Source organism: Streptomyces sp. NRRL S-340 (assembly GCF_000720185.1).
GTDB lineage: Bacteria > Actinomycetota > Actinomycetes > Streptomycetales > Streptomycetaceae > Streptomyces.
This window is the reverse complement of the sequence record NZ_JOIY01000032.1, coordinates 14,753-32,353: the sequence shown is the minus strand read 5'-3', so window position 1 is coordinate 32,353 and position 17,601 is coordinate 14,753. Positions and strand designations below refer to the sequence as shown.

General features: G+C 73.2%; 12 protein-coding genes, 1 tRNA gene and 1 pseudogene. 5 read left to right on the top strand and 9 right to left on the bottom strand.

Going from position 1 to position 17,601, the window contains the following annotated elements; all coding sequences use genetic code 11:
* Positions 1 to 162: 162 nt before the first annotated feature.
* Positions 163 to 657, top strand: coding sequence for an HAD domain-containing protein (locus IG64_RS24065; RefSeq protein WP_037859737.1), 495 nt, complete (start codon positions 163 to 165; stop codon positions 655 to 657).
* Here IG64_RS24065 and IG64_RS24060 read toward each other — a convergent pair.
* Positions 657 to 1,299, bottom strand: a pseudogene (locus tag IG64_RS24060) (UTRA domain-containing protein); the annotation flags it as partial. The gene IG64_RS24065 and the pseudogene IG64_RS24060 overlap by 1 nt on opposite strands.
* Positions 1,300 to 1,904: 605 nt before the next feature.
* Here IG64_RS24060 and IG64_RS24055 point away from each other — a divergent pair.
* Complete coding sequence (locus tag IG64_RS24055; RefSeq protein ID WP_037859735.1) at positions 1,905 to 2,576, top strand: hypothetical protein; 672 nt, start codon at positions 1,905 to 1,907, stop codon at positions 2,574 to 2,576.
* 345 nt (positions 2,577 to 2,921) lie between these two features.
* Positions 2,922 to 3,206: a hypothetical protein gene (locus tag IG64_RS24050; RefSeq protein ID WP_037859732.1), complete on the top strand. Its 285-nt coding sequence runs from the start codon at positions 2,922 to 2,924 to the stop codon at positions 3,204 to 3,206.
* Between the two features lie 113 nt (positions 3,207 to 3,319).
* Here IG64_RS24050 and IG64_RS24045 read toward each other — a convergent pair whose 3' ends face one another.
* The 4 genes from IG64_RS24045 to IG64_RS24030 all read right to left on the bottom strand — a co-directional run bounded on the left by IG64_RS24045 (position 3,320) and on the right by IG64_RS24030 (position 9,795).
* Positions 3,320 to 4,792, bottom strand: a complete 1,473-nt coding sequence (locus IG64_RS24045) for a Cys-Gln thioester bond-forming surface protein (protein ID WP_199811649.1) — start codon at positions 4,790 to 4,792, stop codon at positions 3,320 to 3,322.
* A gap of 275 nt (positions 4,793 to 5,067) precedes the next feature.
* Complete coding sequence (locus tag IG64_RS24040) at positions 5,068 to 5,571, bottom strand: single-stranded DNA-binding protein (RefSeq protein ID WP_037859725.1); 504 nt, start codon at positions 5,569 to 5,571, stop codon at positions 5,068 to 5,070.
* A gap of 324 nt (positions 5,572 to 5,895) precedes the next feature.
* Positions 5,896 to 8,055, bottom strand: coding sequence for a GTPase (locus IG64_RS24035; RefSeq protein WP_420709971.1), 2,160 nt, complete (start codon positions 8,053 to 8,055; stop codon positions 5,896 to 5,898).
* A 108-nt stretch (positions 8,056 to 8,163) separates the two neighbouring features.
* Complete coding sequence (locus IG64_RS24030; RefSeq protein ID WP_037859720.1) at positions 8,164 to 9,795, bottom strand: dynamin family protein; 1,632 nt, start codon at positions 9,793 to 9,795, stop codon at positions 8,164 to 8,166.
* 324 nt (positions 9,796 to 10,119) lie between these two features.
* Here IG64_RS24030 and IG64_RS24025 point away from each other — a divergent pair.
* A tRNA-Arg gene (locus IG64_RS24025) sits at positions 10,120 to 10,192 on the top strand.
* 152 nt (positions 10,193 to 10,344) lie between these two features.
* Here the strand turns inward: IG64_RS24025 and IG64_RS42360 are convergent.
* The 4 genes from IG64_RS42360 to IG64_RS24005 form a co-directional block, all read right to left on the bottom strand.
* Positions 10,345 to 10,836 (bottom strand): STAS domain-containing protein, encoded by a 492-nt coding sequence (locus IG64_RS42360; protein WP_324609589.1) that lies wholly within the window; start codon positions 10,834 to 10,836, stop codon positions 10,345 to 10,347.
* Positions 10,837 to 10,976: 140 nt separating this feature from the next.
* A complete protein-coding gene (locus IG64_RS24015) occupies positions 10,977 to 11,741 on the bottom strand; it encodes an IclR family transcriptional regulator (RefSeq protein ID WP_037859716.1) in 765 nt (254 codons plus the stop codon).
* Between the two features lie 276 nt (positions 11,742 to 12,017).
* A complete protein-coding gene (locus IG64_RS24010; protein ID WP_037859713.1) occupies positions 12,018 to 15,218 on the bottom strand; it encodes a M28 family peptidase in 3,201 nt (1,066 codons plus the stop codon).
* A gap of 261 nt (positions 15,219 to 15,479) precedes the next feature.
* Positions 15,480 to 17,000, bottom strand: a complete 1,521-nt coding sequence (locus IG64_RS24005) for a helix-turn-helix domain-containing protein (protein ID WP_051813296.1) — start codon at positions 16,998 to 17,000, stop codon at positions 15,480 to 15,482.
* A gap of 255 nt (positions 17,001 to 17,255) precedes the next feature.
* Here IG64_RS24005 and IG64_RS24000 point away from each other — a divergent pair, with 255 nt between their 5' ends.
* Positions 17,256 to 17,540, top strand: a complete 285-nt coding sequence (locus IG64_RS24000; RefSeq protein ID WP_037859711.1) for a chaplin — start codon at positions 17,256 to 17,258, stop codon at positions 17,538 to 17,540.
* Positions 17,541 to 17,601 lie beyond the last annotated feature (61 nt).

Genomic DNA, 17,601 nt, shown 5'->3' with positions numbered 1-17,601 from the left:
GGCGGGGCTCTGAGCTGGGGTTTCGCCGGTGGTGACTGAGGGGCGCCTGTCACTGTCGGTCGCCGTTGGGTGGCCTCGGGCACCCTCGCACGGCCCAGGGACGGCCCAGGGCGGCCCGGGAAACAGAGTCCCGCCGGCACCGCTCCGGGCTATCGTGCCGCCATGACCAGCGCGGCGGAGCCCCCCGTCCTCTTCCTCGACGTCGATGGTCCGCTCGTTCCGTTCGGTGCGTCGTACGGCTCCCCGACGTCTGTCGATCAAGGGAACCCTCTGCTTGATCGACTGGACCCCCGCACGGGATGGCGCCTCCTGGCCCTGGGCTGCCAGCTCGTGTGGGCCACGACGTGGCTGGAGGACGCGAACGAGGCCGTCGCTCCGCGCCTGGGGCTACCGAGGCTGCCCGTGGTGGAGTGGCCGGACACCGGCGCCGAGAGCGGACCCCGGGGTCTGCACTGGAAGACCCGCCCCTTGGTCGAGTGGGCCGACGGTCGACCGTTCATCTGGGTCGACGACGAAATCAGCGCCATGGATCGCTTGTGGGTCAGTGCCCAGCATCCTGGGCCGTCGCTGCTTCATCGCGTCGACCCGGCTCGAGGACTCGGAGACGCCGACTTCGCGGCGCTCGGCGACTGGCTCGCCGCTGAGGGCGCCGGCTGACGGTCGACCGGGATCTCGTAGACGATCTCGCAGTGAGCGGCGGGCACGATGACGTCCGCCGTCTCCACGGGCCGTCCTTGGTCGCTGTAGTAGGTCCGCCGGACGTGGGTGACAAGCGCGGCCTTCTGGATGCCGGGCAGGGATGCCTCCTCGGCGGTGACCTGCCGGGGCTCGGGCCGCTCCACGGCGTGGCTGAGGTGACACCGATCGCGGCGATACGGTTCACGATGCCCGCCCGGCCTGCGGGCCCCCTTCGGGGAGGACGACGAGGGTGCCGGCGGTGAGGTCGTACGGCTCCCAGCTCGTCGACAACTGCACCGGCCTGCCGTCGCCCAGGAACTCGTACGCCGTCCGGACGCACAGGTCTCCTTCGGCGATACCGAGCCGGGCCGCGATGTCCGCCGGCGCCGGAACTTTGGCGTCGATCCTGCTCTTCCAATCCTCTTGCTTGCCCGCGGCCTTCATGTCCGCGCGGAACGGGGACCCGGTGGGCTGCTCACGCGCCGAGGAACGCACGACCCGAACGCGCTGCCGGGCCTCGGCGACGTAGGTACCCGAACCCGCGCGTCCTTCCAGTAGCTCGGCATGGCTGCCGTGATGCTGCGGCATGCGCGAGACGTACTCGCCGACTCGGACTCCGATACGGAAGAACTGCGGGCTTCGACCGCCGGACTGACCGGCTCTCTGCGGGACACGCTCCGAGTAGGTACCAGCCACGGCGAACACTTTCGATGACCGTCTGCAAGGTCGCGGAGCCCGTTCCGCTCTCTTTGCCCGTCCCCTGACCAACGGCCTGGCTCACCTGCGAGCCTGAGAAGGCCCACGGCTCTGACCTGCTCAGGCGCCATGGGCCTATCTCGCTCTTGGCTTACGTTGGAACAGCTCTCAGCTCGGGAAGTGGCGGTCATTAGCGGCTGGTGCGGCATCTGCTCCGGGCGAACGTCTGAGCCATGGAATGGTCGCGCCTCGCCGCCTTCACCTTAGTTCCCCGCTGATCCCAGCTCGGTCTGGTGCGGTTGCGGTGCGGGGATGCCGTACCGCAGGCCGGGTATCCGTCCATGCATGCTCTCGCTCTGGTGTATCACTCCTACCATGCGGCAACCACCGTTTGGGCGTTCGTTCTGTCCGTTTTGATCGTGCTGGCAGTGGGCTGGTACGTCCGTCATCGCCGATAGGTGACTCTCATGGCATCTCCTCCCATACGCTGTGGCTCACGACACGCCGCCGTCACAGCCAGGGGGAGCGTGATGGAGCAGCTTCGAAAGCTCGTTGCCCGTTACGGGGATTGCCAACAGAAGCCCGTGCGCTTCCGCCCGGAAACGTGGCGTCCGCGGTTGGAGTCGCACGGAGCGGCGCATGTACTCGATATCGGCGTCGGGTGTGCGAGCGGGTCGAGCGGCGACCGTCTCATAAGCCGGGGCGACCTGGCTCATCTCCGTGACCGCGCCAGGGGCGACGATCCCGACAGTCTGCGTGACCTGTTCGTGGCCGTCATGATCTGGGGCTCGGGCACCACGAACGGACGTGGGCCACGCTATACAGAAGCTGCTTTGTCCGACGCGCGCATGCCCGCTGTCCTCCGGACCACGCGCGAAGCGGTCAGAGACGGCGACCTGAGCGAGGCCTACCGGCAGTTCGCCCTCAAGGGGGTGGGGCGGTCCTTCTTCACCAAGTGGTTCGCGGCCGTGGACGACCGCGACGCCTCATGCGACCGGGCCTTGATCCTCGACGACCGGGTCTTCAGCTCGCTTAACGCCCTCGGGTGGATCAGTTGGAAGGCGGCCGGCACACGCCACTGGCCAACCCGATACGTTGCCTACGTCAGCTCCATGCATGATTGGGCCTCATCTATGGGCGTCACGGCTGATTGGCTTGAGTGGCTTCTCTTCCATCTGAACGGTCGCGTGGACGAGCCCTGAGTCTAGGAAGCTAAGGACACCGCGGCTTTCTCCGAGGCTGATCTACGGAGGAGTAGTTCAGGTGCCTCGTGGGCGGTCGGCTCGTTCCTCGTAGTTCCCTGCTCACTGTCCTCCCGTTCCCGGCACCGTTCCTGCCGGTGTTTCCGTATGTGCTCGCCAGCCCGGTTGCCCGATGGCCCGGTGGCCGACCCAGAACGCATCGCGCTCTCCCCGTCGTCGGCCGCGCCGCGCCCCTCACTGCCGCTCATCCTCACCCGTGGCCGCCCACGGGCGCCCTCACCCGGCCCGGGGCGGCCGGGGAAGCCCCGGTGTCCGGTCACTCGGCGGACATGACATCGTCGCGCCATGACAGCGGCGGAGGTGCGGGCCGGGCTGCGGCGCCTGCTCAACGAGTGGGACCCGATCGGCGTGATCGATCTTGAACAGGACGAGGATCCTGTCCAGGACGAGTACGACTGCCTCATCCCCCCGCTCCTTGATCGTCTGAGGCGTGGAGCCGACCGGACGGAACTGCGGATTTTCCTGTCCCACGAGCTGACGGACCACTTCGGTCTGAGCCACCCCTACGACGTCGACGGCATGGCTGCCCGCCTCACCACCTGGTGGGCGTCGGCACCTCCCCAGGTCTGACGCACGCCGGCCGCGGAGCCGGTGGCCCGGCTCCTCGGTACGGCACTGACCCGCCCGGCGCTCTTAAGAGCCGCGAAGGTGCCTGGCCGTCGAGGCCGGTGCGGGCGGGTTCGTCAGTGGTCGGCGGTCTTCTTCTTGCGGACGATGCTCAGGGCCGTGGCGCCGAGCACCAGGAGGCTGAGGCCGATGGCGGCGATCAGGGGGGTCGTGTCGGTGCCGCCGGTCTCGGCGAGGTTCGTGCCGTCGGGGACCGCGCCCGCCTTGGCCGGGGCCGGGACGGGCTCGCCGAGCGTCTGGGTCTTCGTGCCGATCGCGGCGCCCTGCGTCTTGCAGTCGAGGACGCCGGTGAAGCGCTGACCCCGGCCGTCCGGGCCGGTGAGCGTGAAGTCGTAGGCCTGGTCCTCCTGCAGCGGGACCGCGATCGTACGGGTCCTGCCCGCGGGGACGCTGTGGCCGGTGCCCATCAGCTCGAAGGTGTACGGCTGGTCGCCCTTGTTCGTCACCCTGATGTCCAGGGCGCCCTCGGCGCAGTCCTTCTGCGCCGACAGGGCCGGTATGGCGCCCTTGTCGGCCCAGGTGGCGACGGCGGTCGCGGAGACCGTCGACTCGCTGGAACCGGCCAGGATCTGCGTCTGGCTGCGGCTGTCGGAGGTGAAGGCGCGGCCGACCGGCACGGTGGTGGACGCCTGGACGGTCAGCTCCGCCGAGCCCGCCGCGTCGCCCGGTGCCGGGGAGGCGCCGTCAGCTCCGGCGGCGGAAGTCTTCGGCACGTCGAAGTACAGCCTGCTGCCGTTCCTGGCCGAGGTGACCGGCTTGCCGTCCTTGCCGACGATCCGCACGCCGCCGGCGTCCACCGGGGGCACCACCGTCACGCTGTTCGCGTCGGTGCGGACGGTCACCGGGCCCAGCCGCCGCCCGGGATGGCCGGAGACGGCGGGCGGGTCGAGACTGAGCGAGGCCTTCGGCTCGGCCAGGTCGCGCGCGCTGCTGTGCAGGTAGTCCGCGAGCTTCTCGGCCCGGGCGTCGGCGGCGTCCACGCGCGCGCCGTCGGAGTAGCGCCAGATCGCCACCTGGGTGCCCGTCGCCGCGTCCTGCTCGGTGAGGTTCTTGACCCCTGCCTTCGCGGCCAGTGCCGCCAGGTCGTTCACCTGGGGGTAGGAGTGGTTCAGGATCCAGCGGATCTTCCCGGCGTTCTTGTTGGCGCCGAGCGAGGTGCCGCTCCAGGGCGTCTCCTGGTACTTGGCGTCCTTCTGCGTGGGATTGTGGATGTCGACGCAGTACGTCTGCAGCATGCCGCCGCCGTCCACGGCCATTTCGAACAGCCCCGCGGAGATCTGGTGGTCACCGCTCTCGTCGTGCAGGACCGCGGCGCCGTACGTCTTCAGGCCGCTCATGGTGGCGGTGGCCCCGCCCTGGCTCTGCGGCGTCCCGTCGGCGGCGGCCGGGCCGGCGGCGGCCAGGACACCGGCGGCGACGAGTCCGGAGGTCAGGGCCACGGCGGCGAGACCGGCCGCCCGCCGCCCGCGCACGGACCGCGCGGAGTACGAAGCACACACAGAATTCCCCTTCGAGCAGGACCCGTTCATGTGGGGGTGCGGTCCCACCAGCAGAATCTCCAAGCCCAGAGAGCTACCTCGGCATCCTATGGACCCCTCACTGCGGCACTTGCTGTCAGGTCGTCAGGTGGCTGATCCGAATCGGAATCGTTATCGCCGCCCGCCGCCCCGGTGAACGGCCGGTATCGACAAATCCGTCCCGACCTGCTTTGTCGGGCGGGTGCCGCGACGGCGCTCGGCGCGCGAGGCGATGGGGAGGCGCGGGGCGGCCGGCCTCGGAGCCCGGGACCGGCCGCCCCGCGTCGTCACGTCACCGCGGCCGGTGCGCGCTCCGGCCGGCCCGCCCGCTCCGCCGGTGGTCCGGCCGGGGCCGGCCCCGGGGTCTCCCAGGACGGTTCGGGCCGCGCCGGGTCGTGTGGTGCCGGAGCGCCGGCCGTGCCGGGCTCCGGCCTGCCCGTCGTCCGCCGGAACGCCGCCGTCCCCCGCGCCAGGTCGTGCCCGATCGCCACGGCGTCGATGTCGGCCGATGTGCGGCTGGTGCCGTCGCGGGTCTCCGTACGCACCTTCAGCCGGCCCTGGACGAGCACGGGGTCGCCCACGTTCAGCGACGCCATCGCGTTCGTGGCGAGCTGGCGGTTGGCCCAGACCGTGAAGAAGTTGGTGTGCCCGTCGGTCCAGGCGCTCTTCTCCCGGTCCCAGTAGCGCGAGGTGACCGCCAGCCGGAAGCGCGCCGACGCGCCCGACGCCGGCTCCCGGTACACCGGCTGCGTCGCCACGTTCCCGACCACGCAGACCGTCGTCTCGTTCATCGTCTTCCCCTCCCTCGCCCGGCCCGTCCGGGCCGGGCGGACACGCGTACGGGGCCGTCCCGTACGGCTGCGTCTGCCGCGCCGACCGCGTCCGCCGCGATCGCCGCGGCACCAGACTGCCGCCGCCGGGACGGGCCCGCAGAGACCTGTGGACCACCGCCCGCCTGTGGACAACTCCCTCACCCGAACAGGTGAAAGGCCCTGACCGGGCGGTGGCTCACGCCCCCGCCCGAAGCCCCCGCCGCCTGTCCCGGTCTCACCCGTCTGCCTCACCTCTCGGCATGGCCTCTCGGCCCTCACCGTGAGGCGCACGGCATCCCTGCCTCACCGCGCCCCCGGCACCACTCCCGCGGCCACTCCCGCCCCGGTCACCCGGGAGTACTGCTCGCGCACCTCCCGGTAGCGCAGGAGTTCCGCCGCCACCGGATCCAGTACCCGGGCCCGGCCGCATCCCCCGGCCGCCTCCCGCAACCGGCGCTCCGCCTCCTGCCCGTACCGTCTGGCCGGGCCGCGGGCCGCGATGCGGCAGCTCCATTCCACGAGCGGCCCGCCGACGATCCCGGCGATCATCAGCAGCACCGGCACACCGAGGTTCGGGGACAGGACGCCGGCGATCTGGCCGACCAGCCACAGGCCGCCGACGACCTGGAGGATCGTCATCGACGCCTGGGCCAGGACGGCGGCCGGCCACCAGCCCGGCCGCGGCGGACGCCCCGGGGGCAGCCCGGCCCGGGCCGCCAGTTCGTCCAGCGCCTCGGGCAGTCCCTGGGCGCCGCGCACCGCGGCCTCGCGGACCGCCTGCGCCCACGGCGCCGGGAGCCCGGCCGCGGCCCGTTCGGCCACCGTGCGCACGGCCTGTTCGACGCGCTGGCGCGCCGTGGCCTCCTCGTCGGGCTGCGCGCGCACCGGCAGCCGCCCGGTGGGGGGTTCGCGCCGGTCCTGGTACCAGCGCCACAGCCGCAGCCACGGGGTGCCGCACGCCCGGCCGGCGTTGCGCAGCCAGGCGCGTTCGGCCGCCTCGCCCGCGGCGGTGGCGCCCACCGCGTCCGCGAGACGGGCCGCGAACTCCTCCCGCGCCTCCTCGCTGAGCCCGGCCCGCCGTCCGGTGGCGTACACGGGCCGCAGATGGGCCGCCGCCGCGTCGACGTCGGCGGCGATGCGCCGGGCCGCGGCGCCCCGCTCGGCCACGAACTGGCCGAGCGATTCCCTCAGTTCGCCGATGCCGTCGCCGGTGAGCGCGGAGAGCGCGAGGACGGTCGCGCCCGGTTCGCCGTACTCCCCGAGGGCGATGCCGTCCTCGTCGAGCAGCCGCCGCAGGTCGTCGAGGACCTGGTCGGCGGCCTCGCCGGGCAGCCGGTCGATCTGGTTGAGGACGACGAACATGACCTCGGCGTGGCCCGCCAGGGGGCGCAGGTAGCGCTCGTGCAGGACGGCGTCCGCGTACTTCTCCGGATCGACCACCCAGATGACCGCGTCGACCAGCCCGAGGATGCGGTCCACGTGCTCCCTGTGCTGCACGGCGGCCGAGTCGTGGTCGGGCAGGTCGACCAGGACGAGCCCGCGCAGCTGCGGATCGGCGTCGGGGCCCTGGACGGGGCGCCTGCGCAGCCGGCCGGGGATGCCGAGCCGGTCGATGAGGCTGGCCGCGCCGTCGCTCCAGCTGCACGCGATGGGCGCGGCGGTGGTCGGCCGGCGGACGCCGGTCTCCGAGATCGGCACGCCCGCGAGGGCGTTGAACAGCTGGGACTTGCCGCTGCCGGTGGCCCCCGCGATGGCGACGACGGTGTGCTGTCCGGACAGCCGGCGGCGCGCCGCCGCCTCGTCGAGGACCCGTCCCGCTTCGGCGAGGGTGCGGTTGTCCAGACGGGTGCGGGACAGGCCGACGAGTTCGCGCAGCGCGTCCAGCCGCGACCTCAGCGGTCCGTCGTAGGCGAGCGGGGGCACGGGCAGCGGCCGGGCGGGGCGCGGCTCGACGGGGACGAGGTCGGCGGCGCTCGTTCCGGTCTCGGTGACGCGGCGGGCGATGAGACCGTCGTCCCAGGCCCCGTCGGATCCGGTGCGGCCCGGTGCGTCGTCGTCCTTCCCGCGCGCGTGCCGGTCGGGGCGCTCCGCGGACCGGTCGGCGTACCGGTCCCCGTGGCCCGCCGAGTGCCCGTCCCCCCGCACTTCCGCGTGCCCGTGCGCGTGCCCGCCCTCCCGCCCGTCCGCGTACCGGTCCCCACGCCCGTCCGAGTACCGGATGCCGTGGGTGCCGGCCTCCCGCGTCCCCGGTCCGTCGGCGTGCTGGACGAGTGCGGCACCCGGCGCCGGCGCACCGCCCCTGCCGTCCCCGGCGCCTCTGAGGCCTCTGCCGTCTCTGTCGTCCCCGCCGCCCCTCCGCTCGCCCGCGTCCCTCATGACGTTGCCGTCCACCCTGTCCGAGCCCTCCGCTCTCTCGCGGGAGCCCTGGAAGCGCCCGGGGGCCGGGCTCCCCGGGTCCCGCATCCCGTGTCCGTCGGCGGGGACCGTGCCCTCCGTGTGGTCCGCGCGCCCCGTACGTGCGGTGCGTTCGGTGTTTTCCGTTCGGTCCTGGTCAGTGACGGCGGTCACCGGTCACCTCTCCTTCAGCAGTACGGACAGCGCGGCGATGAGTTCGGCCTGGGGCTCGGGATGCACCTCCAGGGCGTCGAGCGGGGCCAGCCGCCGCTCCCGTTCGGCGTGCATCACCCGGTCCAGGTAGTCGGCGAGCAGCCGCCCGGCGCGGTCGCGCAGCCGCAGGGCGCCGTGCGCGCCGATCCGTTCGGCGAGCCCCTCCCCCGCGGCCCGCCCCCGGCGGCCCCCCAGCAGCCCGGTGGCGGCCAGGGCGGCGACGACCTCGGGGTCCGGTGCGACGCTGCGGTCCAGTTCGCGCACCTCGTCCTCGGCGTACTCCTCCAGCTCCCGCCGCCAGCGCCGTACGGCCAGTCCGATGCGGTGCTCCGCGCTCTCCGCGGCGGGGGGGTGGTCGGCCAGGCCCGGTGCGGCCGCGGCCGGTTCGCGCCGCCAGGCGTCGTCGATGCGCTCGTCGGCGGCGGTCACCGCGCACAGCAGCAGGGCGCCGAGGCTCTCCACGAGCGCGTCGAGCAGTTCGCCCGCGGTGCAGTCCAGCGGGTAGGCGCGCCAGCGTTTGAGGGCGTCCCCGGCGAGCACGGCGCCCGCCTGCAGCCGGCCCCGAAGGCGGGCGTACTCGCCGTCGTAGGCGCTGTCCACGGCGGAGATGAGCCGCAGGGCGGCCGAGTGCTGTGCGGCGGCGGCACCGGCCAGTTCCGGCATCCGGGACTTGAGCGAGTCGATCAGGCCGTGGGCCGTGCGGGCCATCGCGTACTGGCGGGCCGCGGGGTCCTGCGCCTGGTGGACGAGCCAGGTGCGCAGCGGTGCGACGGCGGTGGCGGGCAGCAGTCCGCCGCCCCAGGCCGACTCGGGCAGTTCGGGCACCGTGAACCGGGGCACGTCGCCGAGCCCGGCCTTGGCGAGCAGGGCCCCGTACTGCCGGGAGACCTCGGAGACGACCTGGTGCGGCACCCGGTCCAGCACGGTCACGAGGGTGGCGTCGTACTCCTTGGCGGTGCGCAGCAGGTGCCAGGGGACGGCGTCCGCGTAGCGCGCGGCCGTGGTGACCATGACCCAGATGTCGGCGGCGCAGATCAGCTCGGCGGCCAGGGCCCGGTTCTCGGCGATCAGGGAGTCGATGTCCGGCGCGTCGAGGAGGGCGAGTCCGGGGGGCACGGTCTCCACCGTCTCGACGCGCAGCACGCGCGCGGGTTCGTCCTCGGGTCCCGGCGGCTCCGGCAGTTCGTCGACGACCGGTCCGGCTCCGGGGTCCTGGCGGGGCACCCACACACGCGCGAGGTCGGGCAGGACGCGCATGCCGCTGAACCAGTGGTGGTCCTCCGGATGACACACCAGTACGGGGGTCCTGGTCGTCGGCCGCAGGACTCCCGCCTCGCTGACCCGTCTCCCGACAAGGGAGTTGACGAGCGTGGACTTGCCCGCCCCGGTGGATCCTCCGACGACGGCCAGCAGCGGCGCGTCGGGCTCCTTGAGCCGGGGCACCAGGTAGTCGTCGAGCTGGGCGAGCAGTTCGTCGCGGTTGGACCGCGCGCGGGGGGCGCCCGGGAGGGGCAGCGGGAAGCGTGCGGCGGCGACACGGTCGCGCAGGGCGGAGAGTGCTTCGAGCAGCTGAGGCCGTACGTCCAAGGTCACCACATGTGAAGAATGCCCAATTTTAGGGGAATTCTGAAGCATATGAGCATGTCTGCGCGCCGACGGAACACAAGGGATGGAACGGACGAGTGGGACAAGGGCGCGGTCCAGGCATAACGAGTGCACAACACCCGGTGCCCGAGGCACCAAAAGCGGTGCACGATTCGTACCTGCCTGCGATTATCAGGACCGCTTCACTGAACCTCCACATCGAGCCACGGAGGCGAAGCAGCAGGGGCAAGGACGCGGGAGCCCTATCCTTGTCCCCGGCAACGTCACGGGACGGCCCGCAACGGGGCGGCACCACGACAGAGGCCACCACACCAGGCCCCCGTAGCTCAGTGGATAGAGCAGGCGCCTTCTAAGCGCTTGGCCGCAGGTTCGAGTCCTGCCGGGGGCGCTCCGCTCTTGCGGTGCTCACGCCCTCCCTCCGGGAGGGCGTTCTTGCTGCCCGGCAGCACAGTAGCGAGTGCGGCGTAGCACCGGCGTAAGCGCGCGCACCGCCGGCGGAACGTCCGGAACTCACCCCCGGGCGGCGCGGCCGGGCCGCGTTCAGGGGCGGTGGTGCGGCCAGCCGGCCAGGCCGCTGCCCTCGGGGGCGCGGCGCGTCGCCTCGGCGACGGAGGCGTGGAAGGCGTAGACGGCGTGCAGGCCGCCGGCCTTGAACACCTTGAGGATGCGCGGATCGTCGCAGGTGAGGACCAGCGAGCCCGCCTGCGCGCGCAGGCGCTTGGTGAGCGCCACGATCAGGCCCAGGCCCATCGAGTCCAGGAACGTCACCCGGCACAGGTCCAGGACGACGTGCCGGTGCCCCTCGTCGATGAGCCGGACGACGGCCCGCCTGATCCCGGGCGACGAGCAGACGTCGACCTCGCCGCTCACGGTGACGACGGTCCACCCGTTCTCCGCGCGCCGCCCGAGGACGCCGTCCCCCGCGGGGGACCGGTCGACGCCGCCCTCCGGGGCGGGCCGGTCGACGCCGTCCTCGGTGGTGGGCCGATCGAGGATGCCGTTCTCCGGGCTGGGCTGTGGGACCGTCCGCACTCTTCGCTCTCCGCCTCTCTCGCCGTCCTCCATGACGCACGCCACACATTCAGCACAAGCAGGAAATATCGCGCATGCCGCGTATGTCGCTCTTCATCCAGTAGACGGTTCCCGCTCCCCGCGCCACAAGAGTGCGATTTTCAGATGGTGAGCGAGAGTCCTCTCGTCACCCGTTCCGCCGCCGCGAGCAGCCGCTCGCCCGCGCTCTCGATCGCGCGCGCCCGGTCACCGTCCGCGCGCAGGGAGACACCGAGCGAGCCCAGCGTCTCGCCCCGGTACACGGGGACGGCGACGCAGACGGTCCCGAGGGAGTACTCCTCCAGGTCGGTGACCGCCGGGGCGTCGGGGCAGGCGTCCAGCCGCCGCAGCAGCTCCGTGCGGTGGGTGATCGTCCGGGGTGTGAGGTCCTCCAGGCGGTGCCGGGAGAGGTACTCCTGGCGTGCCTCGTCGTCCAGCTCGCGCAGGACGCACTTGCCCAGCGCGGTGGCGTGGCCCGCGTCCTCGAACCCCACCCACAGCTCTGCACGCGGGGCGCGGGGCCCGTCGACGATCTCCGCCACGCGGATCTCACCGTCCTCGTAGAACGTGAGGTAGGCGGCGGCCGACAGGTCGTCCCGCAGGGATCCCAGCGTCGGACGGATCCGGGTGAGCCGTGTCTGCGCGCCGCCGACGTCGTGCAGGGCCTCCAGCCGCTCGCCGAGGACGAAGGAGCCGTCCTCGAGCTTGCGCACGTAGCCGTCGTGCACCAGCGTCCGCAGCAGGTGGTACGTGGTGGCCAGGGCCAGGCCCGTCTCCCGCGCCAGCTGCTTGGCCGGCGCGCCGCCCTCGTGGGCCCCGACCGCCTCCATCAGCCGGAACGCCCGCTGCACGGAGGCGATGAGCGTGGGGCCTTCCCGCGCTCCCATACCTCCACCGTGCGGGTGACGGACGCGCTCGGCAAACGCACGCCAGGACGGCCGCGAGCGGAGCGTGAGCCCGTGGAACCGGAAGTGCATGGGCCGCCGGCCTGCCCCGGCCGGCCCCTCGACGACGGTCAGGGGGCCGGTCAGGGGGCCGGTCGGGGCGCGGCGCCCGGAGCGGCCGGGTGGTCACCGTCCGGCGGGCCGGTGGTCACCGCCCGGTTCCGACCGCCCCGGCCCCGGACCCGGCTCGGACCACCGCCGGGTCCGGACCGCCCCGCGTCAGATCCGCTGCCACAGGGCGGGGACGTTCGGCGGCTCCCAGCCCGGGTACGCGGTGTGGCCCTGGATGCACCGGTAGCTCACGCCGTCGTACGTCACGACGTCCCCGGGCGCGTAGGTGGCGCCCGCCTGCCAGCTGGTCTGGCCGCCCCCGCCGGGCACGGTCAGGGTGTAGGTGGTGGTGTGGGTGGCCGTGCCGGTGCCGGTGATCGTGAGCGTGTACGTGCCGGCGGCCGTGTCCGCCGCGACCTGGACGGTGGCGGTGGAGGACTGGCCGGAGGTCACCGAGGCCGGGCTGAAGCTCACGCTCACCCCGGACGGGGCGCCCGACGCCGACAGCCGCACGTTCTGCGCGGCGCCGCCGGTGGTGGCCGTGGAGACGGTCACCGTGGCGGAGGAGCCGGGCCGGACCGTGCCGGCGGCCGGGTCCGCGGAGATCGAGAAGTCGTCCCCGGGCACGGGGGTGTCCCCGACGGCGGTCTTCCAGATCGTGTACGCGACCCCGTCGGCGCTGCGGTTCAGCGCGGTGGCGTTGATGTTGCTCGTGGTGTCGCACGCCGAGTGGTAGCAGGAGTCGTAGGAGCGGCCCGCGGTGCCGCCCCACTTGGCCGCCTCGGAGGCGGACTTCACCGCGTCGGCCCCGGTGGCGTAACCGGAGGTGGGGATGCCGGCCTGCTGGAAGGAGTAGTCGTCGGAGCGGCCCTGGCCCTCGACGTTCTCCTGCGGGGCCAGGCCCAGGGAGTCCCAGTACGCCTTCATCGGGGCGGCGGCCGCCGAGTTCAGGTTGTTGACGAAGTAGCCGGCGTTGGGCGAGGCGACCATGTCGAAGTTGTAGTACGCCTTGATCCGGGCGCGGTCGGCGGCGGAGAGCGAACGGGCGTAGAAGTCCGAGCCGTTCAGGCCCTGCTCCTCGTCGGTCCACCAGGCGAACCGGACCCGGTTCTTCATGACGGGGTTCGCCTGGGCCAGGGTCAGCGCCGTCTCCAGGAGCGTGGCGGAGCCGGAGCCGTTGTCGTTGATGCCGGGGCCCGCGGACACGCTGTCGAGGTGGGCGCCGAACATGTAGACGCTGTTCGCGTCGCCCTGCGGCCACTCGGCGATCAGGTTGTTGCCCGCGCCCGGGGTGCAGCCGGAGGTGCAGGTCTGCTCGGTGACCGTGTAACCGGCGGCCTGGAGCCTGCCCTTGACGTACGCGAGCGAGGCGCGGTAACCGGCCGTGGTGGAGCGGCGGTTGCCACCGTTCTGCGTGGCGATGGTGTTCAGCTGGGCCAGGTGCGCCTGCACCTTGGCGACATCGACGTCGGGCGGGGTGCCCGGGCCGGTGCCGCCCCCGCCCACGGTGAGCGTGTACCGGGCGGTGTGGGTCCTGCCGCCGCCGCTGCCCGTGACGGTGAGGGCGTACGTCCCGGCGGACGTGGCGGCCGAGGTGGAGACCGTCATCGTGGCGCTGCCGCCGGAGGTGACCGTCGCCGGGCTGAAGGAGACGTTCACGCCCGCCGGGGCGCCGGAGGCGGTCAGCGAGATCTGCTGCGCGCTGCCGGTGACGGTGGTGGTGCCGACCGTGGCCCGCGCGGAGGCGCCGGCGTCGACGGTGCCCGCGGCCGGGTCGAGGGCCAGCGAGAAGTCGGACTGCTGGCCGGTGCACGTCGGGTCACCCGGCTGGGCGGGGACACTGATCGCGTCCCAGGCCGCCTTGGCGGCGTTGTACAGGCCGCAGCTCGCGTCGAGGTTCTTCGCCGAGGTCAGCGTGGCGGTGCGGTAGCGCTTGTAGGTCATGCCGCTGGTCTTGAGCAGCATGCCGCCGTAGAAGATCCTGCCCGCCGTACGGATGCCGACGCCCGTGACGGTGGAGTTGTTGCAGGTGGGGCTGGAAGGCTTGCCGCCGCCGGGGCTGGAGCCCTCGGCCAGCAGGTAGAACCAGTGGTTGAGCGGGCCGGCCGCGGCGTGCTCCTCGGTGGAGGGGATCGAGGCGGAGTAGCAGCGGGGGTCGTTGTTGACCCGGCTGGGGTCGTACATGTTGCGGATCGGGCCGCGGCCCTGGAGGTCGATCATCTCGCCGACGGTGTAGTCGGGCGTGTCGTACGGGGCCGGTTCGTCGGCGTACGCCTCGGTCAGGGCGCCCATGATGTCGCCGGTCGCCTCGCCCAGGCCGCTCTCGTGGTTGTCGCCGCCGGGGGTGTAGGTGTCGAGTCCGTGGCCGAACTCGTGGCCGACGACGTCGATCCCGGCGATCCACTCGTTCGCGCTGTTGTGGCCGATGGAGATGGTGGAGCCGTCCCAGTAGGCGTTCAGGTCGTCGAGGCCGACGCGGACCGGCCAGCTGCCGCCGTTGCCGTCGTGGCCGTTGCGGCCGAGCCAGTTCTTGAGCATGTCCGACTCCTTCTGCGCCGCGAACATCGCGTCGACGCAGCCGGTCTCCTTGCTGGTGGGGTTGCCGGTGCCCCAGTTGTCGGTGGCCTTGGTGAACACGCCGCCGCTGTAGTCCGAGCACTGCAGACCGGGGCGGGTGGTGTCGCGCAGCACGTAGCCGCTGCCCGAGCGGGAGGTGTCGATGGTCAGCGGATCGGGGCCGTTCCACTTGCTGGTGCCAGAGCCCGCGCGGACGTCGTCGTAGGAGTCGACGACCTTTCCGGTGCGGGCGTCGACGAAGACGTGCAGCCTGCTGGGCACGTCCGCGCCGGTGCGGCCGGTCAGCACCGTCTCCCAGGCGAGCGTGGCGGTGTCGTTCCTGACCCGGACCACCAGACGGCCCGGGGCGGCCTTCTCGACCCGGGCGAGCCGGGCGCGGCTGGTCGTGGCCGCCCGCGCCGCGGTGACCGTGGGCTCGGTGGGGACCGAGATCCGGGCGGTGGTGGCGGACTGGACGGCCCGGACCCCGCCGTCGCCGTCGGCGAGGACGACGGCGTCGCCGCCCACGACGGGCAGGCCCTCGTAGGTGCGCTGGTAGGCGACCGAGTAAAGCCCCTTGACCCAGGGGGTGACCTGGTGGCGGTCGTACTGCTCGTGCGGGCCCTTGGCCAGCGCGTCCAGGCCGCTGCGCACGGCCCGGTCGGCGGCGGCCACGGCCTTCGCGGCGGGGGTCGGCCGCGGCCCGTCCGCCCGGGGCGCGGAGGCCGGCGCCGCCGCGGCCGAGGCCGGCACCACCAGCCCCCCGAGGGTCACGGCCAGGGATATCCCGGCCACTGCCATCTTTCTCAGCATCGCGGCTCCTTGTGAGAGGTGTGCGGCCTGTCCGGCCGCACGCGAGTCAGATCATGAACACGTCAATTCCATGAACCCAGGGGCACCCCGGTGTCTCCGCGCGGCCCGCGGCGGGCAAGGAGGTGACGCTGACATGACATGGTCTGGACCGGCCGAACCCTCACACCGGCCCGCGCCCGGGTCAACGGTTTCCGGGGCGCGGTCCGGACCTGTCAAAATCCGGCAAGCGGGAGCCCGGCGCCCGCCCCCGCCGGGAGATCCTCACGGGCGCGCCTGCGCCGCTTTCCCCGGCCCGCGCGCCGGCCCGCGCGCCCCGGCCGCGGCCGGCAGCCGCTCGCGGTACTCCCTGACCTCCGGGACGTCGCCCCAGTCCGCCAGGAGCCGGGCGTGCAGGCCGCGCAGTTCGGCGTCGATCATCAGCTCGCGCGAGCCCAGCGCCTCGCCCAGCACCGGACCGGCCAGCGCCACCGCCGCCCCGGGGTCGCCGGCGCACGCCCAGCCGTCGGCGAGCCGCAGGGTGAGCAGCAGCCGGGTGGACCGCATCACCGCGGGCAGCAGGGCGCGCGAGCGTTCGGTGGCCTCGACGGCACGCCGGGCCGTCCCCCGGTCCCCGGTCACCGCGGCGAGGTCGCGCAGCGCGCCGCCGATCGCCGACTCCACCCGCATCTCCCCCTCGGCACCGGCCATCCAGGGCGCCTCCAGCAGGTCCCGCCGCCCGAGGCGGGCGAACCCGCGGCGCGCCAGGGCGATGTGCCGGCGGCACTCGGCCGCGTCGTGGCCGAGGGCGTACCCGCGGGCCTGGTACAGGTACGAGAGGGTGGCGACCCAGCGCCGCCGGCTGTCCACCGCCCCGATGGCCCGCGCGTACGCGAGCGTCGAGCCGGGGTCGTCGTCGAGCCGCACCAGGGTGCACATGTCGCTGAGCAGGGTCGCCCGGGCCGGGGCGTCGTGGACGGCGTCCGCCCAGCCCAGGCCGTTGCCGAACCACGCCATGCCGATGCTGCTCTGCCCCCGCTGCATCCGCAGACGCCCGGCGACCTGGGCGTACTGGGCGGCCAGGCGCAGTTGCCCATACGGCAGCCGGCCGGTGGCGTTGACCGCCTCGGCCCAGTGCACCACGGCCCGCAGCAGCCGCTCCACGGTCGCCACCCCGCCGGCGGTGGCCCGGTCGAACGCCTCGCGGATCAGACAGGCCAGCACGGCGGTGAGGGCGTGCAGCAGCTCCGACTCGGCGACCGCGCCGCCCTGCGGACCCGCACCCGCGTCCGCGCCGCCCACCGGGGCGCCCGGGAGCACCGCGACCGACGGGATCGCGCCGGTCTCCCCTCCTGGCAGGCCGGGCAGTCCCGCCAGGAGGGCCGGTAACCCGGCCTGCTCGGGCACCGCGCAGCCCGTCGTGCCGTGGAGCGGGCACGCGAGTCCCTCGGCGGGAAGTTCCCGGGGCCACAGCCGCGGGTCCCACGCCTCCCGGTCCCCGGCCGCGTCCGCCCCGGGCATGGCGCCGGACAGCTTCCGGTCCAGCGGAGGCGGGGTCCGCGCGGACGGCGCGCCAGGCGGCGCGGCGACGATCGCGGCCAGCTCTCCCCCGGTCTCCAGGACGGAGTCGAGGCGGCGCACCAGACCCGCGGGCGGCTCTCTGAGGCCGCTCTCCAGCTTGCTGATGAGGGTGTGGTGGTAGCCGACCCGCAGACCGAGCTGGAGCTGGGTGAGCCCGGCCTGTCTTCGCCGGGACCGCAACCGCCGCCCGAACTCCCCCCACCCCTGAGCCGCCTCGACGGACATGGCCCCTCCCGGACGAGGCTCGCGCCTCCAGCCGTGTGACACCGGACTTCGCCTCCCGCTACCGGACAGCACAGGGGAGCGGCCACCGCCCCGTCAATCGGGTTGACGGAACAGCCGTCCAATTGGTCTCTACCAGATGTCCAAAAAGGGTGATCCCGGGAGATACGCCGTGACCCGGGCGCAAAGGGGGCGTTGAACCGTGAGTGCGGTCGCGCGACCTGCTGCCGCACTCACCGAGCAAGTTAGGAGAACGTGATGTCTCGCATCGCGAAAGCGGCTGCCGTCGCCCTCGGTACGGGTGCCGTGGTGATCAGCGGAGCCGGTCTCGCCATGGCGGACGCCGGCGCCCAGGGCGCGGCCGTCGGCTCGCCCGGCGTCGTGTCCGGCAACACGATCCAGGTTCCGGTCAACATCCCGGTCAACCTGTGCGGGAACACCATCGACGTGATCGGCGTCCTCAACCCCGCGTTCGGCAACACCTGCGCCAACGTCGGTCACCTCGGCAAGCACGACGACAAGCCGGGCAACTACGGCGGCTGACGTCTCGGCGTCACCGCGCCGGAGGTCGTTCCCGCAGGGCACACCGTCCGCGCAGATTCCA